The organism is Enterobacter sp. HK169, assembly GCF_001719105.1.
Classification (GTDB): domain Bacteria; phylum Pseudomonadota; class Gammaproteobacteria; order Enterobacterales; family Enterobacteriaceae; genus Enterobacter; species Enterobacter asburiae_B.
This window is the reverse complement of sequence record NZ_CP017087.1, coordinates 2,952,994-2,977,489: the sequence shown is the minus strand read 5'-3', so window position 1 is coordinate 2,977,489 and position 24,496 is coordinate 2,952,994. Positions and strand designations below refer to the sequence as shown.

Genomic DNA, 24,496 nt, shown 5'->3' with positions numbered 1-24,496 from the left:
ATTCGTGTGTTGATCCAGTCCCTACGGCGCATTGCCGACGACCACCACCACACGCACGACGACCACTGCGGCTGGTTGCGCAGTTTTTAGTAGGGTCGAAGTGAAGATGGATGAAGTCATTGGGGACCTGTGTTTGGAATCATTGATGGAATTTATACAAACACAGGTTTTCGGGTGTGACAATGGAAATATTTTCATCTGCGCAAAAATGCGTCAGGGATCACGTTTCAGTAAGTTGCTCGCTCATTCCAGGAGTCACTATAGATGACATTGCCGTCGCAATGCTTCCAGGTGATTTTCTCGTAGCGGATGAGAACCGTCTCAAGGTGTGTTCCGGTGTTTGCGCCTGGGTACAGGTCTGGTGTGATTGAGGTGATTTTCACATTCTCGAGGAGGATATTAAAATATTCCTGTTCTAAACCCGCCTCATTAATCTGGTACATCTTAATGGTGGCTGACTGGAGCGTTCTTCCTGTACTCAGCGCCCGAAATAAAATCGGGGTTACCCGATCAAATTCCTTCTGAAACATGACGGGCATGTGTATGCGCGTCCCCGTCAATTTTCCGGTATTCCCGTCGACTGGAATGTTAACATTATGAGTGAACGATTTGAGTTCAATTGCACCTTCACGCCCTGACACAAGGCAAGGTCCAACCATGGGAGAACCTTGTTCATCTGTTAGAAACAAATAAGCTGGGTTTGACATATAAAATCCTTTTTATAAAATTTAATCGTACTTATCAAAGCGGCCGAAAATTATCGGATGCACAATAATAAATACAACAATAGAAATGAATGTTAGTAATACCCAGTGGTCAGGCATCAACCACAGGAACAAAGAGGCGCACGCAAAAATATAAACGGGGAATAAAACATCCGAAAACAGAATTGATAGCAGACTCTTAAACATGCTCCTTGTCCTTTAAGTCGTCATAAATTGCATCGAAATCCTTATAGAATCCCATTTGCACCTTCTTAATGAGTTCAGACAGGAAAGGCTCAAAAAAGTAGTAAAGCATCTCCAGTTGTGCGGCATACAGGGTCGCGTAATACCTGGGGTCCAACGTTTTCAGGCGACGGGCAGCAAAAACGCACTTCTGTTCCGTTCCAATCAATTGAAGCGCCATGACAACGTTAGGTACGCGGCGTGCAAGCCGTTCGACGACGATTTCAGAGAGCAGGCCAGATTCGGAAAGGGATTTGGCCAGCCCCAATGCTATCGCTAAACGCGCGGCCTTGTTTGTTGGTATGTTTTTAACAAGCCCGGTGACTTTTGAATCCATCTTACGAACGCGATTTTGTTCATTTCCATTTTCAGAATCGGTAATAACACGTTCAAAATAAAGATAGAGCATGTGTTCTATTACATCGCGATAACGGTAAAGCGAGAGAATTGAGAGATACATCCTCTTTTCTTCTGAGAGAAGCTCATCACACACATCATGATAGCTAGGGATTAAGCATGATGAGTACCAGCTTACGCGTTCGATTCCTGAGTAAATATCAGAACCGATCCCCTTTAATGCTCTCCATGTCCCTGCAACGCCTTGCTGTCCATAAATAGCCAACTGCCTGTCACTCTGGAACTTCATCTTTAAATAATCAGATGCTTGCATAATGTATCCATACAATATTTGCGACTCTGGAAATATACATTGGAAAGCGCTGAGTTTCAAATAAGTGAAATTATTTCAACTAAACATTCACGTAAAAAATAAATTGACTCACTTTTATTTATTATTGTTATACGCGAAGTAATTAAATTACTTGAGAGGTATTAGTAAGTTATATTAGTTTACACATTAAGTGGTGTTATCTTACAAAATGAATCTAATACCTCTCCATTAAACAGAGCGGCTTAAGCGATCCGGCTAGCCCACATCGAAGCCAAACAGCAGAACCCTCGCTCATCCAGCAGTTTTTTATGAGGCACATCAGAAAACAAAAAACCCCGCCGGAGCGAGGTTTTTATCAGGGTTTTGCGGTTGGTCGCCGCAGAACACACTGTGTTACGTCAACGCAAAAAGTATACGCGATCGAAGACGAACGCGCAATTCCGGCACGGATTTTGACGCTTTTGAGTATGGATCGCCTTCCTGATTTTGTCCAAAAAATACTGTTCATGCATACAGTATTTATCTATACTGAGGGTGTTCGCAGTGAGCGAGGGGGCCGCAGTTTTACCGGCGCAACGAAGTCCTGGCTGAAACGGGTGGTGCCGTCAGTGCCTTAACCCCTGAAGTGAGCACACTGTGTTACGTCAATCCAGGTGCTGGCAACAGGCGGCGGAAAGGTACGCCAGCATCGTGCTCCTTTTAACCAAAAGGAGACGCGTATGAGCGTAGTGGATATGGTGATACTTATCCTCAAACTCATTGTTGCAGTACTGCAACTGCTTGATGCTGTCCTGAAATTCCTTCGGTAATTCAGGTTCAAGTCGCACCTGAGAGGGGCGGGCAACCGCCCCTCTTTAATAACGAGGGAATGCTATGTCGCGTCTGTTAATTGAGCCCGTCACACCGGATGAACCGGGGTATATCGCCCTGAAGGCTGAAAGTATCGCACTGAATTTCAACATGCTGCGCAGGCTGGAAGAGAACTGGCAGCGCGGCGAGAACCGCTTTAACGCGCCGGGAGAAAAGCTGCTGGGCGCGTTTCTCAACGGCAGGCTGGTCGGCGTGTGCGGCCTCAACCGCGATCCGTTCAGCCAGCAGCCGCGCGCCGGACGTATTCGCCATCTCTACGTCAGCGAGAAGTGCCGCGGGCTGGGCATTGGCAAACAGCTTTTAACCGTGGTGATGGCCGATGCCAGCATCTGGTTTGATTTCCTGAATACCCACGCGCCGGACAGTGCCTACGGGTTTTATAATCGGGCGGGTTTTACGCTGGTCTCGGACGAACCGCGGGTGACGCACCGCCTTTTTTGTGCCGTGTAACCGGCTGGCAGCATCAGGGTGTGAATGTTACAGTTAAGTGACAATTCATCACCCGATACGCCATGACCACCACCGTTTTCTGCATTTTGCTCTTCGCCGCGCTGCTGCATGCCAGCTGGAACGCCATCGTTAAGGCCGGAACGGACAAGCTCTATTCCGCGATAAGCGTCAGCGGATCCGCCACGCTTATCGCTCTGGTCTTACTGCCGTTTTCCCCACAGCCATCTGCTGCAAGCTGGCCGTTTTTGATCGTCTCCTGCGCCTTACAGGTGGTGTACACCGTGCTGGTAGCGAAGACCTATCAGGTCTCCGATATGAGCCAGACCTATCCCCTGATGCGCGGCACCGCCCCGCTGCTGGTGGCGCTGATCGGCGTGCTGGCGCTCGGCGATCGTCTCTCCTGGCTCGCCTGGTCCGGCATCGGGGTAATTTGCCTTTCGATTCTGGCGATGGCGATGCATGGCCGCATACGGTCACGCAAAGGGATCTGGCTGGCGCTGCTGAACGCCTGCTTCATTGCCGGGTATACGCTGGTCGACGGCACCGGCGTGCGGCTGTCGGACACCGCGCTGGGCTACACGCTGTGGACCTTCTTTATGAACGGCTTCTGCCTGCTGAGCTGGGCGATGGTGGCGCGCCGGCGCGAGGCGTCCGGCTACCTGCGCCTGCACTGGAAAAAGGGGTTGCTCGGCGGTATTGGCACCATGGGCTCTTACGGTCTGGCGCTTTGGGCCATGACGCAGGCACCGCTGGCGGTGGTCGCGGCGCTGCGTGAAACCTCGATTCTTTTCGGGGCGCTGATCGCGTTTGTCCTTTTAAAAGAGAAGGTTGCGGGCCTGCGCATCGCGGCGGCGCTGGGTATTGCCGGCGGCGCCATTCTGCTGCGCCTGGCGTAAATCACTGGCAACATTAGTTGCCGTTCTTGTTTACAAATCCTGCCTTTCCCGGTTTTTTCATTCACCACGACAATGCTTAAATTGTCATCTCTCTGTGGTAGATTCCTCGCGCATTTATGGGAATGCGCAGTCACTTATTCTTCATTTTTCTCTTTTGGCAAAAGTATTCAGCGACATGAAAAAACAAAGGAACGTTAACTTATTGTTGATGCTGGTGTTACTGGTGGCCGTCGGTCAGATGGCGCAAACCATCTACATTCCGGCGATTGCCGACATGGCAAAGGAATTGAACGTCCGCGAGGGCGCGGTGCAGAGCGTGATGGCAGCCTACCTGCTGACCTATGGCGTTTCGCAGCTCTTCTACGGCCCGCTGTCTGACCGAATCGGGCGTCGCCCGGTGATCCTGGTGGGCATGAGCATTTTCATGGTGGCGACGGTGATTGCCATTACCACGCACAGCCTGACCGTACTGATTGCCGCCAGCGCCCTGCAGGGCGTCGGAACCGGCGTCGGTGGGGTGATGGCGCGAACCTTACCGCGCGATATGTATCAGGGCACCCAGCTCCGTCATGCCAACAGCTTGTTGAATATGGGTATTCTGGTCAGCCCGCTTCTCGCCCCGCTGATTGGCGGCCTGCTGGACACGATGTGGTCCTGGCGCGCCTGCTACGCCTTCCTGCTGGTGCTGTGCGTCATTGTCACCTTCAGCATGGCGCGCTGGATGCCGGAAACGCGCCCGCAGGACGCCCCGCGCACGAAGCTTATCACCAGCTATAAAACGCTGTTCGGCAACGGGTCGTTTACCTGCTACCTGCTGATGCTGATCGGCGGCCTGGCGGGCATTGCGGTGTTTGAAGCCTGTTCCGGCGTGCTGCTGGGCGCGGGTCTGGGCCTGAGCAGCATGGTAGTGAGTATTCTGTTTATTCTGCCGATCCCGGCGGCGTTCTTCGGCGCGTGGTTTGCCGGACGCCCAAATAAACGCTTCTCCACCCTGATGTGGCAGTCGGTGATCAGCTGTCTGCTGGCGGGTCTGATGATGTGGATACCGGGGCTGTTTGGCGTGATGACGGTCTGGACGCTGCTCATCCCGGCAGCGCTGTTCTTCTTCGGCGCGGGGATGCTGTTCCCGCTGGCGACCAGCGGCGCGATGGAGCCGTTCCCGTTTCTCGCAGGCACGGCTGGCGCGCTGGTAGGCGGTTTGCAGAATATCGGCTCCGGCGCGCTGGCCTGGCTCTCGGCGATGATGCCGCAGACCGGGCAGGCTAGTTTGGGCCTGCTGATGACGCTGATGGGGCTGCTGATTTTACTGTGCTGGCTGCCGCTGGCGTCGCGTGTTCCGCATCACGAGCAGCCGGTTTAACCGCATGATGGCCCGGCTTTTCGCCGGGCTTTTCACAGACGGGCGCAATCATCGCCTGCAGTAACGGCTCCGGCGCGGGCCGCCAGGCCCCCTCTTCCCCGTCGTAAAACTGGAAATCCGCGTTCAGCGCATACGGGATTTTCGCCTTTTGCAACTCGCAGGCCATAAAGGTGGAGAACGCCATTTGCGAAGCGGTTGGCGTGAGATGGTTTGACTCTCCCACTCCCCAGCCCCCGACCCAGCTCACGTGCCCGGTTTTTTGCTGCCAGCGCAGCGCGGTAGTGATGCGATTATGGATAGCCGCTTTCTCCGTCGCCGTGCCGGACGTCCACGGGTATTTACCGCTATTTTTCAGCGGCCCCCACGGGAAAATATGCCACTCTGCCAGCAGGTAGTTTTGGCTGTGCGCGGGCAGCTTCAGGCTGGATAAATCCTCCGGCGCGGCGCGCAGGCGTGGCGCAATAAAGATCATGCGCTGCGGGTCCATGTCGTGGATAGCTTTAATGGTTTTTTCATACACGCGGTTTAGCGACGCGAGGTTGTGGTTAAGCTTGTCGGCGGGCTCATAAATGAGATCAAAACCCAGCAGCGGATAGCTCTGACCGAAATAGTGCGCCACGGCAATCCACCAGTTAATCGTCTCTTTCTCGTTATCGGCTTTCGGGTCGTTTTTATACTCATCAGCCTGATAAGCGATAATCGGGATCACGCCATACTGTTCGCAGGCTTCCACCAACTTCCGCAGGTGAATTAGCCGCGCTTCCGTCGGCTCATCGGCGACGCGAATGCGCACGTGGGTAATGCCTTTTGCACGAAAATCGCGCACCACCAGCGGGTCGAATTCGCGTATGCCGCGCTCGGTGCGCGCCCAGTCCACATCCATCCCGACGCCCAGTTGCTGCGCATAACGGGCAGCCGTCAGCGGCGGCTCAGCGGCAATCGCCCAGCCGGAAGAGATCAGTAATGCACAGGCAATAAAAGGCTTTAACACGGTTTACCCTGGATAAATCGAAAGCATTACCTGTATTTAGCACGCTTTTTCACATTTCGTGTAGAGCGAAAGCGTAATAATTCTTCAACCTGCCAGTTCTCTCAGCCAGCCGATAAAGGCGTCTATTTTCGGCCACTGTCGGCCAGAGAGCGTCGAGATATAGTAGTGCTGATGGCATTTCAGGGTCTTTTCACCAAACGGGGCGATAAGCTCGCCCCGTTCGAGCCGTTTCTGCACCAGCCGCTTTCTGCCCATCGCGACGCCGACGTGGTTGATGGCCGCAATAATCGCTAAATCAGAGCGATCGAAACCAATACCCGACGATGGCGGCATATTCACCGCAAAATGTTGCGCCCAGCTCAGCCACTCATCCGTACCGGAATCGTTGCTCCAGGCCTGACGGTCGTGCAGCAGCGTGCAGTGGCTGAGGTTATCGGGGTTTTTCAGCAGCTCATGCTCGCGGGCATACTGCGGCGAGCAGACGGGCAAAATCTCCTCGTCCATCAGGAAGTGATGAGAGAGGTGGTTTGGCGGCGTATCGTCGAAATAGAGCGCCAGATCGACGCCCGTTCGCTGCATATTGACGTAATCATTGCCGGTCAGGATGGTGAGTGAAATCGACGGATAGCGGCGGGTAAAGTCCCCCAGCATGGGCACCAGCCAGCACTGAGCGATCGACGGCCGGGAGTAGACCGTCAGCGTGCCGGACAGCGCCTGGTTTTTGATGTCCAGGATCTCCTGATTCAGGGTGTCGAGGGACGACTTAAGCGTCCAGTAAACGCGCTTTCCCTCCTGCGTCAGCTCAACTTTACGGTGCGAGCGGACGAACAGCTGAATGCCCAGCTCCTCTTCCAGCAGATTGATGCGGTGGCTCACCGCGCTTGGGCTGAGCGACAGCTCCTCCGCCGCCAGGGCGAAAGACTCATGCCGGGCGGCCACTTCAAAGGTGTACATTTTCGACAGCTGCCAGCCGTTTAACAGGCGGTTTCTGGCTTCATTCGCATCGGTCATCACAATTCTCACGCGGGTTTTCTGCGCTCAGCATACCGCTCAAGGGTGAATTTATGTGAACCTAATACGAATTAAGTGCACTTTTTAGACCGCAGTCACTCAGTTGATCCAATCTGGCTCATCTGAACGCCAATTTATATCGTTTGTCAGCCCACGCCGTTTTTTCGTCCAATACCCACAGATGACATAAGGGTGAGGTGAGATATGGGATCTCAGGTCTGGGTTGTGGCAACGCTGCTGGTCAGCATTGTGTTGATTGTTTTAACCATCGTTAAGCTGAAGTTTCACCCGTTCCTCGCGCTGCTGCTGGCGAGCTTTTTCGTCGGCGCGATGATGGGGATGAGCCCGCTGGATATGGTGAATGCCATTGAGAGCGGAATTGGCGGTACGCTGGGCTTCCTGGCGGCGGTGATTGGTCTGGGCACCATTCTCGGCAAGATGATGGAAGTCTCCGGCGCGGCAGAGCGCATCGGGATCGCGTTGCAGCGCTGCCGCTGGCTGTCGGCGGACGTTATTATGGTGCTGGTGGGCCTTATCTGCGGGATCACGCTGTTCGTGGAAGTGGGCGTGGTACTGCTGATCCCGCTGGCGTTTTCCATCGCTAAAAAGACCAACACGTCGCTGCTCAAGCTGGCCATTCCGCTCTGTACCGCGCTGATGGCGGTGCACTGCGTGGTGCCGCCGCATCCGGCCGCGCTGTTTGTGACCAATAAATTAGGCGCGGACGTCGGAACGGTCATTGTCTACGGTTTGATGGTGGGCCTGATGGCCTCGCTGGTCGGCGGCCCGCTGTTCCTGAAACTGCTCGGCAACCGTCTGCCGTTTAAACCGGTTCCGGCGGAATTTTCAGACCTGAAGGTGCGGGAAGAGCACACCCTGCCGTCGCTGGGCGCCACGCTGTTCACGGTGCTGCTGCCGATTGCCCTGATGCTGGTGAAAACCATTGCCGAGCTGAATATGGCAAAAGAAGGCACGCTGTATACGCTGCTGGAGTTTATCGGTAACCCGATCACCGCGATGTTTATCGCCGTGTTTGTCGCCTACTACCTGCTGGGGATACGCCAGCATATGGGCATGGGCACGATGCTGACGCATACCGAGCACGGCTTCGGCTCTATCGCCAACATTTTGCTGATTATCGGCGCGGGCGGCGCGTTTAACGCCATCCTGAAAACCAGCGGGCTGGCGGATTCGCTGGCGCATATTCTCTCGAACCTGCACATGCACCCTATCCTGCTCGCCTGGCTGGTGGCGCTGGTGCTGCATGCCGCCGTAGGCTCCGCGACGGTGGCGATGATGGGCGCCACGGCGATCGTCGCGCCGATGCTGCCGCTCTATCCAAACGTGAGCCCGGAAATCATCACCATTGCCATCGGTTCCGGCGCCATTGGCTGCACGATCGTGACCGATTCCCTCTTCTGGCTGGTGAAGCAATACTGCGGCGCGACCCTGAATGAGACCTTCAAATACTATACGACGGCGACGTTTATCGCCTCGGTGCTTGCACTTGGCGGCACATTCCTGCTTTCCTTCATTATCTGAGCGCGAAGAGACGTATTATGGAAAACGCAACTATCACTACTTTAACCGCACAGTTTCCTCTGGTTGAGGATCTGATCGCCCTGAAAGAAACTACCTGGCTTAACCCGCGCACCACGACGCTTGCAGAAGGGTTGCCCTATGTCGGGCTGACCAAAGCCGACGTGGACGACGCGCACGCGCGCCTCAACCGCTTCGCGCCGTATCTGGCGAAAGCCTTCCCGGAAACGGCGGCAACGGGCGGGATTATCGAATCCGAACTGGTCGCGATCCCGGCGATGCAAAAGCGGCTGGAGAGAGAATCTGGTAAGCCTATTCCCGGCACGCTGCTGCTGAAAAAAGACAGCCATCTGCCGATTTCCGGCTCGATTAAAGCGCGCGGCGGCATCTATGAGGTGCTGACCCATGCGGAAAAACTGGCGCTGGAAGCCGGGTTGCTGAGCGTTGAAGACGACTACAGCATTCTGCTGGAGCCACGCTTTAAGGACTTCTTCAGCCAGTACAGCATTGCGGTAGGCTCAACCGGCAACCTCGGGATGTCCATCGGCATTATGAGCGCACGCATCGGCTTTAAGGTGACGGTGCATATGTCCGCCGACGCCCGCGAGTGGAAGAAAGCCAAACTGCGCAGCCACGGCGTCATCGTCGTGGAATATGAGCAGGATTACGGCGTGGCGGTGGAGCAGGGACGAAAAGCGGCGGAAAGCGATCCGAACTGTTTCTTCATTGACGATGAAAACTCCCGCACCCTTTTCCTGGGCTACGCCGTTGCAGGTGAGCGCCTTAAGGCGCAGTTTGCCGAACAGGGCCGCGTGGTGGATGCGGACCATCCTCTGTACGTTTACCTGCCGTGCGGCGTTGGCGGCGGCCCCGGCGGCGTAGCATTTGGCCTGAAGCTGGCCTTTGGCGATAACGTCCACTGCTTCTTCGCGGAGCCAACGCACTCCCCGTGCATGCTGCTGGGCGTCTACACCGGCCTGCACGATGAGATCGCGGTGCAGGACCTGGGCATTGATAACGTCACGGCGGCGGACGGGCTGGCGGTAGGACGCGCCTCCGGCTTCGTGGGCCGCGCGATGGAACGCCTGCTCGACGGGTTCTACACCCTTTCCGACCAGAGCATGTACGACATGCTCGGCTGGCTGGCGCAGGAGGAAGGGATCCGCCTGGAGCCGTCGGCGCTGGCGGGGATGGCCGGGCCGGTGCGCGTTCATTCGCATACCAACGTTACCCACCTGGTGTGGGCGACCGGCGGCGGGATGGTGCCGGAAGACGAGATGGCGAAGTATTTAGCAAAAGGCCGTTAATCGTAGGCCCGGTAAGGCGTAGCCGCCACCGGGCTTACAGGCTCAAAATTTGCTGAATATGGGTTACTGCAAACAGCAGCGACAGCGAGAGAACAGCGAGCGCGATCAGGAACTTATCCCGAACCGCTTTCGGCTGTACAAAATCGTTCTGCGCCACGTCCATCAGGTTACGGCTGCGGGTATAGCGCCATAAAATGATGGCCACCAGCGCCAGCACAACAATAGAAATCCAGAATGGCACCCCCGTGCGGTGCCAGTTGTGCTTAATCGCCAGAGCAATCAGCGCGCCATACCCCAGCAGCGTGCGCAGCCAGGCCAGCGACGTCCGCTCCGGCTGCAGGCCGGGGTCCGCTTCGCGCCGCGCTTTGCGGCTATCCGCCATAGAACACCAGCACCATCACCACGCCCGCCACCGTCAGCAGAATCGTGCTGACGATCAGCAGCCCGCGCGTATAGGGCAAATCCTGCTTCAGGCGCATCGCCTTCTCATTGCGCAGCCAGCGCAGGTAGCCGTAAATCGCCAGCACGCCCGCAAACAGGCACAGCAGCAGCGCCAGCACTTCGCGAATCAGCGGCGTGGCGAAATCCGGCGCGAGCTGATCGAGACCCACCCCTGCGGCAAGAAAGCCCAGCGCGGTGCGGATCCACGCTAAAAAAGTGCGTTCATTGGCCAGAGAGAAGCGGTAGTCCGGCGCTTCGCCGAGGCGGGAAATTTTCATGAAGGTTCCTTGTCGTGCTCCAGGCAGGCTTCAGCATAGCGTAAATCGACAAGGACAAGGAGACCGGCATCGGGCGATGCCGGTCAGGACGATTAGTGCAGCTCTGGCCAGTAGTCCTTATTGGCCTCGATCAGGTCATCCAGAATCGCTTTCGCGACGGACGCGCTCGGCACGGTTTTCGACAGGGTGATCGCCTGCCAGAGTTTCTGGTACGAGCGCTGCTCCCAGGCATCAACCACCAGTTTTTCCACCGCCACCTGCTGGCTCATCAGCCCTTTCTGGAAGTGTGGAATATCGCCCACCGTAAGCGGCTCTGGGCCGTTATGGCCTACCAGGCACGGGATCTCCACCATCGCGTCGGCATCAAAGTTATGGATGGCCCCGTTGTTTGGCACAATCAGCAGCATCCTCTCCTGAGTGTTGAAGGCAATCGCCGTCGCCAGATCGACGATGTACGACGCATGTTCGTCGATTTCCAGCTCACCGGCGGCAGAGTGACCGGCTTCAATAATCGCCCGGCAGGCGCTGAATACATGCTTCTCACGGTGATCCATGACCTCATTGGCGCGGGTGCGTTCCGGGTTGGAGTGCGCGACCACGTAGTCCGGGAACAGGTAATACTTCAGGTAGGTGTTCGGCATGGTATCCGGATCCAGCGCCTGTACGTCTCTGGCTTTGGCAAAGGTATCGTTCCAGCTCGCTTCGGTATGCGCATCTTCCGAAGGCGGAACATAGCCGTTTTTCGCCACGTATTCGCGCAGTTTCGGCATCAGATCGTTGCCGTTGAGATCTTCAATCGACGTCCACCAGCCGAAGTGGTTCAGGCCGTAGTAGCGCACGCGCATCTCTTTGCGGTTTTTCAGGCCGACAATCTGCGCCATGCGCCCTTCAATGCCGATCGGCATATCGCAGATGTTGAGGATTTTGGCGTTCGGACGCAGGCGGCGCGTGGCTTCCGCGACAATCGCCGCCGGGTTGGAATAGTTCAGCATCCACGCGTTCGGGGAGTACTGCTGCATATAATCCACCAGCTCCAGCACGCCGCCGATAGAGCGCATGCCGTAGGAGATGCCGCCCGGTCCGCAGGTTTCCTGGCCCAGCACGCCGTGGCGCAGCGGGATTTTTTCATCTTTTTCACGCATCGGGTATTTGCCCACGCGGATATGCGCCATCACGAAATCCACGTCGGTAAACGCCGCTTTAGGATCGGTGGTGTAGCTGAATTCAATCTCCGGCGCCTGCTCCCTGAGGATGATTTTGCACGCTTCGGCGATGGTTTCCTGACGTGCGCCGTCGTTGTCATAGAACTTCAGCGCGCGCAGCGGGAAACGGTCACGGTTGGCTAACAGCATCAGGACGATACCAGGCGTAAAGGTGCTGCCGCCGCCTGCAATAACAACTGAGAATTTTTTCATGATATAGCCTCTGTCAGGGTGGTTTGTTCATTCGTTAAAGGGGTTTTCATCAGCGATTCCAGCTGGTCGCGCACCTGAGGAACGTGCAGGCCGACAATCACCTGAATGCCGTTGCCGCGTCGCACCACGCCGTGGGCGCCGAGGGCTTTGAAGACGTCATCGCTTTGGGTTTTCGCCATATCCACCAGCGCAATGCGCAAGCGGGTGGCGCAGTTGTTGATGCTTTCGATGTTGGCCGCGCCGCCGAGCGCCTGCAGGAACCCGGCGGCCTGCCCTACCTGCTGGCTGGCCGCCGCCGGGGCGGTGGTTTGCCCGCGCGCCGCCTTATAGTCGGCCTTGCTGTAGAGTTTGATTTCGCTCTCTTCCCGGCCCGGCGTTTTCAGGTTCAGACGTTCGATCAGCGTTTTGAAGACCACGAAGTAAATCCCGGTGAAGCAGACGCCAATGCCGATCTGGGTGAATACCGTCGAGGCGTGGTTGTGGAACATTGGGATCCAGTTTTGCGGCAGGAACTGGTCCAGCAGGCCGCCGCCCATGTTCCCGACCACGCCAAAGGCGTACATCACCGTTGCCATAGTCGCCGCCAGCACGGCGTGCACGGCAAACAGCAGCGGCGAGATAAACAGGAAGGTGAACTCAAGCGGTTCAGTGATGCCCACCAGCACGGCGGTGAGCGTGGCCGGGACCAGCAGCCCCGCCACCTTGACGCGGTTTTCCGGCGACGCGGTATACCAGATCGCCAGCGCAATCCCGACCGAGCCAAACACTTTTGAGTTGCCGTGCAGCGCGAATCCGCCTTCCGGGAAGAGGGTTTTCAGCGGCAGGGTGCTCTGGCTGAATTCCTGCAGGTGCTGCGCCCAGTAGACCTGAATGCCGCCTTCTACCGCCGCCGGGCCGAAGATGAACGGACCGTAGACGAAGTGGTGCAATCCGGTTGGGATCAGAATGCGTTCCAGGAAGGTATACACCCACACGCCCAGCGCACCGGCGGAGCGCAGAAACGCCTGCAGGGACTCAATGCCCATCTGCACTTTCGGCCAGCCCAGCAGCGTCAGCCAGGCGCAGGGGATCATGACGAAGAACGCGAGGATAACGACAAACGAGCTGCCCTGGAAAATCCCCAGAAACACCGGCAGCGGCTTGTCGAAGTAGCGGTTGTGGATGGCAGTGACGATGCCTGAGATCACAATGGCGCCGATGATGCTGGTATCGAGCGTTTTGATGCCGGCAATCATCGCCAGCCCGCTTCCCGCCGTCGGTTCTGCGGAGAAGTCGACACCAAAGAAGTGGCCCCAGGTCATCCCCATCGCGTTAATGAAGTAGTTCCAGGTCAGAAAGCTAATCAGCACCGCCAGACAGGCGCGGCCCTGCGCCTGCTTCGCAAGGCCAATCGGTAAGCCAACGGCAAAAATCAGCGGCATATTGCGAAACACCGCCCAGCCGCCCTCTTCAATGATGTGAACAATCTGCGCGAAAAGATGATCGGGGGCCGTTAAGGCTTCGCCGACAAACAGCGGGTTGCGAAGCATGATGGCGATTCCCACCACGATCCCGGCGAACGGAAACAGCAACACCGGGGTAAACATGGCACCGCCAAAACGTTGTATTTGACTGAGCATTTTTAAATCCTCATGAAACAACCTGTAGGGGTAGAGGCCTTTATGGTTTTTTGCTGGCCTGAGGTGAGCATAAGAAGTTACTGATGCGCGAACATGGCGTGCCGCTGCGATTCGTGATCGCATTCATGGTTTTATTTTGACCAATCAGGTCTACTTTTTGACGTAAATATGGACATGTCAGAACGCAATCCACGCCCTGATAACGGCAGAGAGGTCTACTGGTGATCTACAAATCCATTGCTGACAGATTGCGGCTGCGGCTGAATTCGTCGGACTACAACGTCGGCAGCCCGCTGCCCGGCGAAAAAGCGCTGGCGCAGGAGTTTGGCGTGGCGCGAATGACCATCCGCAAGGCGCTGGATCTGCTGGTGAGCTGGGGGCTGGTTGAGCGGCGGCACGGCAGCGGAACCTTTGTCTCACGCAAAGACGTTCACCACGAAACCACCAACCTGACCGGGCTGGTGGAGGTGCTGCGTCAACAGGGAAAAGAGGTGCAGAGTAAGGTCTTACAGTTTGAAGTGATGCCCGCCCCGCCCGCCATCGCCAGCCAGCTGCGGATTCAGGTGGATGAACGGATCTACTTTTCCCGGCGGGTGCGCTACGTGGACGGGAAGCCGCTGATGCTGGAGGACAGCTTTATGCCGGTGAAGCTGTTCCGCAATCTGTCGCTGGCGCATCTTGAGGGGTCTAAGTTTGATTACATCGAGAAGGAGTGCGGGATCACCATCAGCGGCAACTACGAGAGCCTGACGCCGGTGCTGGCAGATAAAACGCTGGCCGGTTATATGAACCTGCCGGAACAGACGCCGCTGCTGCGAATTACCTCTCTCTCCTACAGCGACAGCGGCGAGTTCCTCAATTATTCCGTGATGTTCCGAAATACCAGTGATTACCAGGTGGACTACCATCTGCGGCGCATCCACCCGGATGACCTGCTAGCTCATCCCCCAGAACAGCACCGCCAGTAGCTGCGGGGTGATGATGCGCAGGAACATCACCAGCGGATAGACGGTGGCATAGGAGAGCGCGGCCGCACCGCTGGTGGCGTGCAGGTTGTTGGCAAAAGCCAGCGCGGGCGGATCGGTCATGGAGCCCGCCAGCATCCCGCACAGCGTCAGGTAGTTCATTTTGGCGAACATACGCGCCAGTATTCCCACCGTCAGCAGCGGGATCGCCGTGATAAAGATGCCGTATCCAACCCAGCTCATCCCTTCGCCCTTGACCAGGGTATCGACAAAATCCCCTCCGGATTTCAGGCCGACCACCGCCAGGAACAGCACGATGCCCAGCTCGCGCAGCGCCAGGTTGGCGCTCGGCGGCATAAACCAGTAGAGCTTGCCGATACAGCCGATACGCCCGAGGATCAGCGCCATAATCAGCGGCCCGCCCGCCAGGCCCAGCTTGAGCGCCACCGGGAAGCCCGGCACGTACACAGGAATAGAACCGAGCAGCACGCCAAGCCCGATACCGATAAACACCGGCAGCATCTGCACCTGCTGCAGCTTTTGCTGGGCGTTACCCACCATATCCGCCACGGCGTCGATGGACGACGGGCGCCCGACCAGGTTGAGGATATCCCCGAACTGCAGGCTGGCCTCCGGGCTGGCGACCAGTTCAACACCCGCACGGTTAAGGCGAGAGATCACCACGTCATAGCGCTCTTTTACCTGCAGATCGCGTATTTTCTTGCCAAGAACGTGTTCGTTAGTCACCACAACACGTTCCACGCGCATATCGGTGCCGCGGGTTGAGAGCGAGGTATCCACTTCCTGGCCAATCACCAGCCGCGCGTTGTTTAAATCTCCGGGCTGGCCGACCAGGTGCAGCAGATCGCCCTGCCGAATGACGGTGCCGGGCGCGGGCACCATCAGCATATCGTCACGCTTGAGGCGGGAGCAGATGATATTGGCGCTGTTGAGGATCGGCACGTCCTGAATCGCCATATTGTTCAGGTTGGGGTTATCGACCCGAATGTTGATGGTTTTAATTGGCATATGGCCGTTGGTGAGCGTGGTTTCGTGGTCCTTCGCCTCTTTGTCAACGTTAATGCGAAACAGGACGCGTACCAGCCACATGGAAAGCAGAATGCCGCAAATCCCAAACGGGTAGGCCATGGCGTAGCTCATCCCCATCTGGTCGACGATGCCGGGTTCGATGCCCAAATCGCGCAGGATTTGCTGCCCGGCACCGAGCGCAGGCGTGTTGGTAACCGCCCCGGAGAAAATGCCCAGCACCACGGGGAGCGGGATATCGAAGATTTTGTGCAGAATTGCGGTGACCAGCCCGCCCATTACCACTATACCGAGGGCAAACAGGTTGAGCCGTAATCCGGAGACCCGAAGTGAGGCGAAAAAGCCCGGTCCCACCTGAATACCGATGGTATAAACGAAGAGGATCAGGCCGAACTCCTGAGTAAAGTGGAGCATTTCGGCGCTGAGGACCAGCCCGAGCTTGTCGGCGAAGTGCCCGACAAAAATGCCGCCAAACAGTACCCCGCCTATCCCAAACCCGACGCCACGGATTTTGATATTACCTATCCACAGGCCAACAACAGCGACCAGGGCCAACACGCTGACGGTTAACGCGATATCACTCATGACCCACTTCCTTAGCATAACCTTAGTTATGCTAAGGATTCTCTCAGAGCCGGAGGCGGTTGTATGGGTGATGGCGCACAAAAAAGCCCTGCCGGGGCAGGGCTTTATCTTTTCACCCTCTCCCTACAGGAGAGGGCCGGGGTGATGGCATCAGCCCGCACGCTATTAGCTATTCAACGCAGGCCGCTCGCTAATGGCGATACGCTGCGGCGCGATGGCTTCCGGCACGTTGCGGATCAGGTCGATATGCAGCAGACCGTTGGTAAACGTTGCGCCGGACACTTCCATATGGTCTGCCAGGGTAAAGCTCAGGCTAAACGGCTGATTAACCAGCCCCTGATGCAGCCATTTGGTCTCGGTCTCTTGTTTTTCCGGCGTACCTTTCACGGTCAGGCGAGTGCCTTCAAGCTGGATGTCCAGATCGTCCTGGCGGAAACCGGCAAGCGCAAGGGTGATGCGATAGTGGTTATCGTCGCTTTTTTCGATGTTGTACGGCGGAAACGTCTGTTGCTCGGTGGTGCTTTGCAGGGCGTTAGCCAGTTTGTCAAAACCAATCCACTGACGCAGCAGAGGGGATAAATCATAGTTACGCATACTAAATCTCCTTCTGAGAAGCGAGTTCGGCACAGTCTAATTTTGTGCGCAGTTGTTCCTGCAAATCCTGATGGATTCGCATATGCTCCCGTTACGGCAAGCAAGTCTGGGTGGGCCGCTTACGCGACCCGCGTAATTAGTTAATTTCGATACGACGCGGTTTTTTCTCTTCCGGAATCACACGTTCCAGTTCGATAAACAGCAGGCCGTTAACCAGGTTCGCGCCTTTAACGTGAATGTTCTCGGCTAACTGGAACTTGCGTTCAAAGTTGCGCTCGGCGATGCCCTGATAAAGGTAGGTACGTTCTTTCTGCTCGGCCGTATGGGAACCTTTCACCACCAGCAGGTTGTCCTGCGCGGTGATCTCCAGTTCGTTTTCTGCAAAACCGGCGACGGCAATGGCGATGCGGTAGTGGTTTTCGTCAACCAGCTCAACATTGTATGGAGGGTAGCCGTTGCTCTGGCTTTGGTTATTTTCTAAATGGTTAAACAGGCGGTCAAAACCAATTGCAGAACGGTATAGCGGAGAAAGATCGAAGTTACGCATAAATAAAACTCCTGAAATCAGCGAGAAATTGTAGCCTTCCACCATGGACAGGCCTTTGCGCCCCCGAACACCCATCAGGCGAGTTCGTTATCGGGCCACATTCTTAAAATGGGTCTGCAATCGGGCTTTTCAAGAACGACAGCTGCACTTTTTTTTGCACTTTCCTGCATCTCGCTTAGACTGGGACAACAGCACAAAGGGTTAAATTGCGATGGCTGCCACAGTGCGGGGTTATCGGGCTATCCATTTTGGATAAGGCTCGCTATAACCCTGAGTTGCAGGTCTATGCAGTGCCATTAACGATGACTGAGTGATGATGAAAAATGTTCTGATAAAGCTGACGACGTTCAGCGGGGTAGTTTTACTTTGCGGGTGTTCGAGCGTGATGTCTCACACCGGCGGTAAAGAAGGAACATATCCGGGGACGCGCGCCAGCGCGGCGATGCTCTCCGATGACGATACAAACTGGGGCACCAAATCCCTGGTTATCCTGGATATGCCGTTTACGGCCGTGGCGGATACGCTTCTGCTGCCGTGGGATATGTTTCGTAAGGACAACTCCGTACGCTCGCGGGTAGAGAAAAGCGAGCAGGAAAATCTGGCGACAAACGCCGTCATCCCGCCCGCTGACATGCCTCCACGCTAGTACTGCGCGGTTTCCGTTACCCAAAGCTGACGGAAACCGGCTGTCTCCTCCATCCACGCAATAACGCGCCCGTCCGGGGAAAACACGACCGCATCAGCAGACGGTGGGTTGCCATGATCGGACGTCAAAAACGTCACCTCTCCGGTCCGTGCGTCGCAGCAGGCGATCCGATTTTCGAGCACAAACCCCAGACTGTCGCCCGCAGGATGCCAGTTAAATGCTGACTGAATATCGCTCCCGGTACGCGTCAACTGGCGCGGCTCGCCGCCCGCAGGAGAGATCAGCCACAGCTGCACAATTCCGTTATCATCCCGCATCAGAAACGCAATCTGCGTCCCCTGCGGGTTGCTGCGAACCCAGTGACGCGGCACGTTCACCAGGCCCGGGTACGCCCTCTGATGCGTAAAGGTCAAACGACGCTGGTTCACACCCGCAGGCGGCGCTGGCAGGGTCTCCGTCGTGCCCTGTAGCGGCGCATCGCCCGCACGCTTCCAGCCCTGCTCGTCTTCCGGCAAATTTACGATAAACAGTTCGGGTACTTTTTCGCCCTGCGCGGAGAGGGTATCGCCGATAAACGCCAGCCTGTCGTTGCCCACCCAGCCCTCTTCGTAAGCGCGGTTGATTTCATCGCTGCCCGGCCGTAGGTTGGGCGTGGTGCGGCTAACCAGCACGCTCCAGAAGGTTCCCGGATATTCACGCGGATGATTCCCCTGCGGGTTCACCGGGCCGAAAGGCGCAGCCACGCCGACGTTGCGTAAATCGAGTTTAGGATCGCGCTCGTGCAGGACATGGTCGTTATAGGTAAAGCTGACAAGCTGCCCGTTCGGGCTGAAGACATGGACGTGGCTACCCCCGCGCAGCGCGCCTGCGGTGTAAGGCGCGGTGATATCCATCGCGTCCAGGTTGCTCACCTGACCGTTTTGCGCAATCACTCCCTGGCGATGATGAAAATCGTAATGCCAGTCGGCATCCGGGTTTTTCGGGCCGTGGATAAAGACATATTTATCTTCTGCAGGATGAACGGTCACCACGCCGACATGCGCGCCGTCAGTGGCGCGATAAACCACCTCTACCTCACCCGTAGCGACGTTGACCCGCTCGATGGTTTCACCGGTGAACGACGCACCGGACGGGCGCACGTCGTAGACCAGCCACTGGCTGTCCGACGTCCAGGTATTAATGTTGGTCAGCTGGTGGTTGCGCGAAGCGAAGGTGATTTGTTTCATGAGGATACCCTGATGCACGGTGAGTGCATCAGGGTAAAACATCCGCAGGGATTAGCCTACTCGTTTCACATCACCCACCAGCAGGATGTAGGAGAGTGCCCCGATCAGCGCCACGGCAGAAATATAAACCAGCGCCGGGCCGAAGCCGTAGTCCTGCGCCAGGTAGCCGATGACCAGCGGTACGGTGATCCCGCCCAGCCCGCCGACAAAGTTGAACACGCCGCCGGTCAGGCCAATCAGCCGCATCGGCGCAAGGGACGACACCAGCGACCAGGTGATAGAGGCGAAACCGTTACCGAAGAACGCCACCGCCATCAGGGTCATAATCCACACCGGATCGTTGGTGTAGTTGGCACCCATGATGCAGGTAGAGATCAGCAAGCCGCAGATGATCGGCGTTTTACGCGCCACGCCCAGCGAGTAGCCTTTTTTCACCAGCTTATCGGCCAGCCAGCCGGAGAGCAGCACGCCGAAGAACGCCGCGAGAAACGGCACGGTGGTCATAAAGCCCGCCTTCAGCGCCGTGATCCCTTTCTCCTGGGTCAGGTAGTTCGGGAACCAGGTGAGGAAGAACCACAGCGTGGAGGTCACCGCGAACTGGCCCAGATAAACACCCACCAGCTTACGATGGAAGACCAGCTTCCAGTCCGCTTTGGTCAGCGGCTGGCGCGCCTCTTTTTTCACCGGTGCATCGCCGTCCACCAGGCCACCGCCGTCACGGATGTAGTCCAGCTCGGCTTTGGTGATGCTTTTGGTCAGACGCGGCGGCTGGTAAACCTTGAACCAGATTAGCGACCAGATAATGCCAATCCCACCCGTGACGATGAATACCCAGTGCCAGCTCAGCAGCTCCTGGATCCAGATCAACAGCGGCGTCAGAAACGCCAGGCCAACGAACTGTCCGGAGGTGTAAAAGCCGACGGCTGACGCACGCTCGTGTTCCGGGAACCAGCTGGTCACCATGCGGTTGTTGGTGGGAAACGCGGGCGCTTCGAAAATACCGGTGATGGCGCGCAGGCCAATCAGCGACATCAGCCCGGTCGCGAAGCCCTGGAACAGGGTCGCCACGGACCAGCCGAAAATGGCGATAAAGTAGGTCAAACGTGAGCCCACGCGGTCAAGGAACCAGCCGCCCGGTATCTGACATAACGTATACAGCCAGGCAAACGCCGAGAAGACGTAGCCCATTTCCGCTTTGGTGATGCCAAACTCTGCCTGAATATGGGCCGATGCCACGGCAAGGTTGGCGCGGTCGACATAGCAAATGACCACGGTAATAAAGATCATGATTAGCGTCAGGTAGCGGCGACGCCCGGTTTTTGCAGCAGTAACTGGAATATCCATCGCAATCTGTCTCCAGATTTTGGGCATAGCGAAGCCGCTCACCATGCCCTGTAATTTACAGAGGGTGTATTTGGTTTTTTTAATTAATAACGTAAACAGAATGCGCTAAATAATTCGTGCTGGGGGAAGGCGGCAAGTTTTCTTACCCCGGGAGCATACAAAAGTATGTGACCGGGGTAAGAAAACGCAGCCAACGCATCACCAGCGCGAAGTATGACGCGCATTTACCATTCGGCTACGCTGCCGTCCTCATGACGCCACAGCGGGTTACGCCAGTCCGGCGCACACTTACTCAGTTCAATGACTTTGGCTTCGTCTATTTCCACGCCAAGGCCCGGCTTCGTTAACGGTTTAAAGAAACCGCCTTCCATGCAGAAGTCTTCTTTATTTTTCACAAAATCGAGCAGTTCCGCGCCCTTGTTATAGTGAATCCCCATGCTCTGTTCCTGGAACACCGCATTGCGGGAGACAAAGTCAACGTGCAGACAGGCAGCCAGCGCGATCGGGCCGAGCGGGCAGTGCGGTGCCAGCGCTACATCGTAAGCTTCGGCCATCCCGGCAATTTTGTAGCATTCGGTGATGCCGCCCGCGTGAGAGAGGTCCGGCTGCAGAATGGCAATGCCGCCCGCTTCGAGCACGCGTTTAAACTCGAAGCGCGAAAACATACGTTCACCCGCCGCGATAGGAACGTGGGTCTGTTCAGCCAGTTTCGGGTAGTACTCGGCCTGCTCGGCCAGCACCGGCTCTTCGATAAACAGCGGGCGATACGGCTCCAGCTCTTTAATTAGCACTTTGGCCATCGGCGCGCTGACGCGGCCGTGGAAATCCAGGCCAAACTCAATCTCGTTGCCGAAGGCTTCACGGATTTGCGCCACGGTATTGACCGCCCGGTCTACCGCGCGCGAGTTGTCGATAATACCCATCTCTTCGCAGCCGTTGAGCTTGAAAGTGTCGAAGCCGATGTTGCGCAGCTGCGTGATGCCATCAATCACTTCCGCAGGACGGTCGCCGCCGACCCAGCTGTAGGCTTTGATTTTGTCGCGCACCAGGCCGCCCATCAATTGCCAGACCGGCGCGTTCAGCACTTTGCCTTTGATATCCCACAGCGCCTGGTCGATGCCGGCGATGGCGCTCATCAGGATCGGCCCCCCGCGGTAGAAGCCCGCACGGTACATCACCTGCCAAAGGTCGTTAATGCGCGCCGGATCCTGACCAATCAGGTATTCCCCCAGCTCATGCACTGCCGCTTCTACGGTACGCGCCCGCCCTTCAATCACCGGTTCGCCCCAGCCCACAACCCCTTCATCGGTTTCGATTTTCAGGAACATCCAGCGCGGGGGTAAACGGTACGTGGTGAGTTTGGTTATTTTCATTTCACTGCCTCTCGATACGCTTTCACAAATGCTGCCGCCTGCTGTGCGGTACGCTCCACGGACTGTCCGGCACGATAAAGATCGCTGCCCAGCCCCGCGCCCACACAGCCAGCGCTGATCCACTGGCCCAGGTTTTCTGGCGTTACGCCGCCCACGGCAAAGACCGGCACGCTGGCGGGCAATACCGCTTTCAGCGCTTTGATGTAGTCCGGACCAAAAGCCGATGACGGGAAAATTTTGAGCGACTGTGCGCCTGCATCGAGGGCAGTAAAGGCTTCCGTAGCGGTAGCGCAGCCCGGGCAGACGGTCATGCCGTGCCCCACCGCGCGGCGGATCACCTCAGGCTGAATGTTGGGCGTGACGATAAGCTTGCAGCCCATTTTCGCCAGTTCATCCACCTGCTCAGACCGTAACACTGTGCCTGCGCCAATCAGCGCCCTATCGCCGAAGGCCTCCACCACGGCCGGAATGCTTTTTTCCCACTCCGGAGAGTTAAGCGGGATTTCCACCGCGTCGAACCCGGCGTCGATAACCGCGCCGACGTGGGCTAACACCTCATCGGGCGTGATGCCGCGCAAAATCGCGATAAGGGGAAGATCAGTTTGCCACTGCATGAGCGATGCTCCTTATTCCTGCCTGAAATGCCGTGTCGCCGGATAGCGTTGAAACGTTACGCCCAACGGCGCGAAACGCCTGCTCGTAGCGCGACGTCAGCGATGCGCCTGCGACAATGGTGATGGCCTGCTCGTGCGCGATGAAATCACGCATGCTGGCGACCTCAGCGCCAATCAGCAGGCCGGAAAGAAACTCGCTGACCTGCTCGCGCGGGAGATTTCCCAGCACGTGCGAGGCGCGAACTTCAAAAAGGTGCGGCAAAACATCAGGAGAAGCGATCCCACGTTCAAGCCCGGCAGCAAACGCCTCTGCCGAGGCTTCCTGCTCAGGCAAACCGGCCCCGACCAGCGAATGGTTGAGCAGCAAATGGTGCAGCTCGCCGGTCATCACGGTGCGAAAGTCGTGGATTTGCTCAGCGTCAGCCTGGACCCACTTGCAGTGTGTTCCGGGCATGACGTAGACAGAAGAAGGAGAAAGCGTGCGCGCGCCAAGCAGCTGCGTCTCTTCGCCGCGCATCACGTTGTGGTTATCGTCGCGAGAGACACACAGGCCGGGAATAATCCAGATATTGTCGCCAACGGACGTTAACTGCTCGCCAATAGAGGAGAAATGGGCGGGAACAGGCAGATATGGCGCGACTTTCCAGCCTACGTTACTGCCTACCATTCCCGCCATTACCACCGGCGTGGCGCTATCGCGCCAGTGTTGTGTGACCTCTGCTAACACCGCCTCGGGGGACTTACCCTTCAGGCGCGTCACGCCTGCTTCCGATTGCCTGCTCTCCAGGCACTGCTCACCCTGGTACAGCCAGGCGCGCAGATTGGTCGATCCCCAGTCAATTGCGATGTAGCGAGATGTCATGTGATTTCCTTCAGCCTTCGTGTCGAGCTGGCAATCATAGTAAGTGCCGCCTGCTCTGCCGCATCGCCGTCCTGATGCCGTATCGCATCGAACAGCGCTTTATGTTCCTGGAGCGTTTTCGGCATGTTGGCCTCATCGCCCATCCAGGTACGTTCAAATACTGCTCGCTGTAGCGAGCTGATCGCCACGCTAAGCTGCTGTAATACCGGGTTATGCACCGACTGCAGCACCGCTTCGTGGTAGCGAATGTCCGCCTCGTTAAACGCCTCCCGGTTCTGGTTATTGGCGATCATGTCGTTTAAAGCCGACTCGATCTGGGCCAAATCGCCGGAAGTTGCGCGTTCCGCCGCCCAGCGGGCGATGGCCGGTTCAACCAGGTTTCGGACTTCGCTCATCGCGCCGATAAGCCGCGGGTCGTAGTCGTTTTCCAGCACCCACTGCAGCACGTCGGTATCGAGGTAGTTCCACTGGTTACGCGGGGCAACAAACGCGCCGCGATAGCGCTTCATTTCAATCAGCCGCTTCGCCATCAGCGAGCGGAATACTTCCCGGATGATGTTGCGCGAGGTTTCAAACTCCTCACACAGTTCTGCCTCTGCCGGCAGCGGCGAACCAGGAACGTATTTGCCACCCACAATTTGGGTGCCCAGCGTAATGACAATGCGATCGGTTTTATTGAGAGTCATGGAGAGTCCTTGTGCTCTGTATGTCCATCACTACTTTACCGCGACCGCTGAATTTCACCTCACTTTTGCAGTACAAACGTGAGGGAGTTCGTCTTTGCCATGGCTGTAATGTAGTACAATCATTTAATGTTGTACTACAATCAAGATCACAAAAAGAACAATTCAATAAATTCAGCGCAAAAAAAAGCCCCGGTTGATAACCGAGGCCGATGA

Annotated in this window: 27 protein-coding genes and 1 other annotated feature; of the genes, 9 read left to right on the top strand and 18 right to left on the bottom strand. The window is 56.7% G+C overall.

Features of this window, described 5'->3' with window-relative positions; genetic code table 11:
• Positions 1-21 precede the first annotated feature (21 nt).
• The 3 genes from ivbL to EnteroDNA1_RS14160 all read right to left on the bottom strand — a co-directional run bounded on the left by ivbL (position 22) and on the right by EnteroDNA1_RS14160 (position 1,617).
• Positions 22-120, bottom strand: a complete 99-nt coding sequence (gene ivbL, locus EnteroDNA1_RS22360; RefSeq protein ID WP_057979964.1) for an ilvB operon leader peptide IvbL — start codon at positions 118-120, stop codon at positions 22-24.
• Positions 121-227: 107 nt separating this feature from the next.
• Entirely contained in the window at positions 228-707 is a 480-nt protein-coding gene (locus EnteroDNA1_RS14170; protein WP_064673034.1) for an Hcp family type VI secretion system effector, read from the bottom strand.
• Positions 708-903: 196 nt separating this feature from the next.
• Entirely contained in the window at positions 904-1,617 is a 714-nt protein-coding gene (locus EnteroDNA1_RS14160) for a hypothetical protein (protein WP_064673033.1), read from the bottom strand.
• A gap of 308 nt (positions 1,618-1,925) precedes the next feature.
• Here EnteroDNA1_RS14160 and EnteroDNA1_RS22490 point away from each other — a divergent pair, with 308 nt between their 5' ends.
• The 5 genes from EnteroDNA1_RS22490 (at position 1,926) to emrD (ending at position 5,193) form a co-directional block, all read left to right on the top strand.
• Complete coding sequence (locus EnteroDNA1_RS22490; RefSeq protein ID WP_166670494.1) at positions 1,926-2,234, top strand: hypothetical protein; 309 nt, start codon at positions 1,926-1,928, stop codon at positions 2,232-2,234.
• Positions 2,235-2,336: 102 nt separating this feature from the next.
• The gene (gene tisB, locus EnteroDNA1_RS21975; RefSeq protein WP_023309830.1) at positions 2,337-2,426 is read left to right on the top strand and encodes a type I toxin-antitoxin system toxin TisB; all 90 of its coding nucleotides are present in this window, start codon (positions 2,337-2,339) and stop codon (positions 2,424-2,426) included.
• Positions 2,427-2,490: 64 nt separating this feature from the next.
• Entirely contained in the window at positions 2,491-2,937 is a 447-nt protein-coding gene (locus tag EnteroDNA1_RS14150; RefSeq protein WP_064673032.1) for a GNAT family N-acetyltransferase, read from the top strand.
• A gap of 62 nt (positions 2,938-2,999) precedes the next feature.
• On the top strand, positions 3,000-3,833 hold the full coding sequence (locus tag EnteroDNA1_RS14145; RefSeq protein WP_064673031.1) for an EamA family transporter: 834 nt from the start codon (positions 3,000-3,002) through the stop codon (positions 3,831-3,833).
• Positions 3,834-4,008: 175 nt separating this feature from the next.
• A complete protein-coding gene (emrD, locus tag EnteroDNA1_RS14140) occupies positions 4,009-5,193 on the top strand; it encodes a multidrug efflux MFS transporter EmrD (RefSeq protein WP_033146466.1) in 1,185 nt (394 codons plus the stop codon).
• Here the strand turns inward: emrD and EnteroDNA1_RS14135 are convergent.
• Together EnteroDNA1_RS14135 and dsdC are read right to left on the bottom strand one after the other, a co-directional pair.
• A complete protein-coding gene (locus tag EnteroDNA1_RS14135) occupies positions 5,096-6,184 on the bottom strand; it encodes a cellulase family glycosylhydrolase (protein WP_069303448.1) in 1,089 nt (362 codons plus the stop codon). The genes emrD and EnteroDNA1_RS14135 overlap by 98 nt on opposite strands.
• An 84-nt stretch (positions 6,185-6,268) precedes the next feature.
• A complete protein-coding gene (dsdC, locus tag EnteroDNA1_RS14130; RefSeq protein ID WP_069303447.1) occupies positions 6,269-7,195 on the bottom strand; it encodes a DNA-binding transcriptional regulator DsdC in 927 nt (308 codons plus the stop codon).
• A 204-nt stretch (positions 7,196-7,399) separates the two neighbouring features.
• On the opposite strand from dsdC, the gene dsdX reads away from it, so the two are divergent.
• Complete coding sequence (dsdX, locus tag EnteroDNA1_RS14125; protein ID WP_023309824.1) at positions 7,400-8,737, top strand: D-serine transporter DsdX; 1,338 nt, start codon at positions 7,400-7,402, stop codon at positions 8,735-8,737.
• 17 nt (positions 8,738-8,754) lie between these two features.
• Positions 8,755-10,041 carry a D-serine ammonia-lyase gene (dsdA, locus tag EnteroDNA1_RS14120; protein WP_064673029.1) on the top strand — a complete coding sequence of 429 codons (1,287 nt, stop codon included), beginning with the start codon at positions 8,755-8,757 and terminating at the stop codon, positions 10,039-10,041.
• A 34-nt stretch (positions 10,042-10,075) separates the two neighbouring features.
• Here the strand turns inward: dsdA and EnteroDNA1_RS14115 are convergent, their stop codons facing one another.
• From EnteroDNA1_RS14115 to EnteroDNA1_RS14100, 4 genes are all read right to left on the bottom strand, one after another.
• Positions 10,076-10,423: a DUF202 domain-containing protein gene (locus EnteroDNA1_RS14115; protein WP_047059222.1), complete on the bottom strand. Its 348-nt coding sequence runs from the start codon at positions 10,421-10,423 to the stop codon at positions 10,076-10,078.
• On the bottom strand, positions 10,413-10,760 hold the full coding sequence (locus EnteroDNA1_RS14110) for a YidH family protein (RefSeq protein ID WP_023333944.1): 348 nt from the start codon (positions 10,758-10,760) through the stop codon (positions 10,413-10,415). The genes EnteroDNA1_RS14115 and EnteroDNA1_RS14110 overlap by 11 nt, the downstream gene beginning before the upstream one ends.
• A 92-nt stretch (positions 10,761-10,852) precedes the next feature.
• On the bottom strand, positions 10,853-12,175 hold the full coding sequence (locus EnteroDNA1_RS14105) for a 6-phospho-alpha-glucosidase (protein WP_063440097.1): 1,323 nt from the start codon (positions 12,173-12,175) through the stop codon (positions 10,853-10,855).
• Positions 12,172-13,794 carry an alpha-glucoside-specific PTS transporter subunit IIBC gene (locus EnteroDNA1_RS14100; RefSeq protein ID WP_033144347.1) on the bottom strand — a complete coding sequence of 541 codons (1,623 nt, stop codon included), beginning with the start codon at positions 13,792-13,794 and terminating at the stop codon, positions 12,172-12,174. The genes EnteroDNA1_RS14105 and EnteroDNA1_RS14100 overlap by 4 nt, the downstream gene beginning before the upstream one ends.
• Before the next feature lie 221 nt (positions 13,795-14,015).
• On the opposite strand from EnteroDNA1_RS14100, the gene EnteroDNA1_RS14095 reads away from it, so the two are divergent.
• Positions 14,016-14,762: a GntR family transcriptional regulator gene (locus tag EnteroDNA1_RS14095; protein WP_033144348.1), complete on the top strand. Its 747-nt coding sequence runs from the start codon at positions 14,016-14,018 to the stop codon at positions 14,760-14,762.
• Here the strand turns inward: EnteroDNA1_RS14095 and EnteroDNA1_RS14090 are convergent.
• From EnteroDNA1_RS14090 to ibpA, 3 genes are all read right to left on the bottom strand, one after another.
• On the bottom strand, positions 14,730-16,391 hold the full coding sequence (locus EnteroDNA1_RS14090; protein ID WP_039260365.1) for a putative transporter: 1,662 nt from the start codon (positions 16,389-16,391) through the stop codon (positions 14,730-14,732). The two genes, EnteroDNA1_RS14095 and EnteroDNA1_RS14090, sit on opposite strands and share 33 nt — an antisense overlap.
• 165 nt (positions 16,392-16,556) lie before the next feature.
• Positions 16,557-16,985 (bottom strand): small heat shock chaperone IbpB, encoded by a 429-nt coding sequence (gene ibpB, locus EnteroDNA1_RS14085; RefSeq protein WP_032662053.1) that lies wholly within the window; start codon positions 16,983-16,985, stop codon positions 16,557-16,559.
• A gap of 136 nt (positions 16,986-17,121) precedes the next feature.
• Positions 17,122-17,532, bottom strand: coding sequence for a small heat shock chaperone IbpA (ibpA, locus tag EnteroDNA1_RS14080; protein WP_008500162.1), 411 nt, complete (start codon positions 17,530-17,532; stop codon positions 17,122-17,124).
• Positions 17,526-17,597 (bottom strand) — a sequence feature (ROSE (Repression Of Heat Shock gene Expression) occurs in the 5'-region of heat shock genes and acts as an RNA thermometer to modulate expression.). It overlaps the preceding gene by 7 nt.
• Positions 17,598-17,845: 248 nt before the next feature.
• Here ibpA and EnteroDNA1_RS14075 point away from each other — a divergent pair.
• On the top strand, positions 17,846-18,178 hold the full coding sequence (locus EnteroDNA1_RS14075) for a YceK/YidQ family lipoprotein (RefSeq protein ID WP_039260364.1): 333 nt from the start codon (positions 17,846-17,848) through the stop codon (positions 18,176-18,178).
• Here EnteroDNA1_RS14075 and EnteroDNA1_RS14070 read toward each other — a convergent pair.
• The 6 genes from EnteroDNA1_RS14070 to dgoR form a co-directional block, all read right to left on the bottom strand.
• Positions 18,175-19,404: a DUF3748 domain-containing protein gene (locus EnteroDNA1_RS14070; protein WP_073001911.1), complete on the bottom strand. Its 1,230-nt coding sequence runs from the start codon at positions 19,402-19,404 to the stop codon at positions 18,175-18,177. The two genes, EnteroDNA1_RS14075 and EnteroDNA1_RS14070, sit on opposite strands and share 4 nt — an antisense overlap.
• 51 nt (positions 19,405-19,455) lie before the next feature.
• Positions 19,456-20,793, bottom strand: a complete 1,338-nt coding sequence (locus tag EnteroDNA1_RS14065; protein WP_081273721.1) for an MFS transporter — start codon at positions 20,791-20,793, stop codon at positions 19,456-19,458.
• 179 nt (positions 20,794-20,972) lie between these two features.
• Positions 20,973-22,121 (bottom strand): galactonate dehydratase, encoded by a 1,149-nt coding sequence (gene dgoD / locus EnteroDNA1_RS14060; RefSeq protein ID WP_064673027.1) that lies wholly within the window; start codon positions 22,119-22,121, stop codon positions 20,973-20,975.
• Complete coding sequence (locus EnteroDNA1_RS14055) at positions 22,118-22,735, bottom strand: 2-dehydro-3-deoxy-6-phosphogalactonate aldolase (protein ID WP_064673026.1); 618 nt, start codon at positions 22,733-22,735, stop codon at positions 22,118-22,120. The genes dgoD and EnteroDNA1_RS14055 overlap by 4 nt, the downstream gene beginning before the upstream one ends.
• Entirely contained in the window at positions 22,719-23,597 is an 879-nt protein-coding gene (locus EnteroDNA1_RS14050; protein WP_064673025.1) for a 2-dehydro-3-deoxygalactonokinase, read from the bottom strand. The genes EnteroDNA1_RS14055 and EnteroDNA1_RS14050 overlap by 17 nt, the downstream gene beginning before the upstream one ends.
• The gene (gene dgoR, locus EnteroDNA1_RS14045; RefSeq protein ID WP_003861109.1) at positions 23,594-24,283 is read right to left on the bottom strand and encodes a D-galactonate utilization transcriptional regulator DgoR; all 690 of its coding nucleotides are present in this window, start codon (positions 24,281-24,283) and stop codon (positions 23,594-23,596) included. Before dgoR ends, EnteroDNA1_RS14050 begins: the two co-directional genes overlap by 4 nt.
• Between the last annotated feature and the right edge of the window lie 213 nt (positions 24,284-24,496).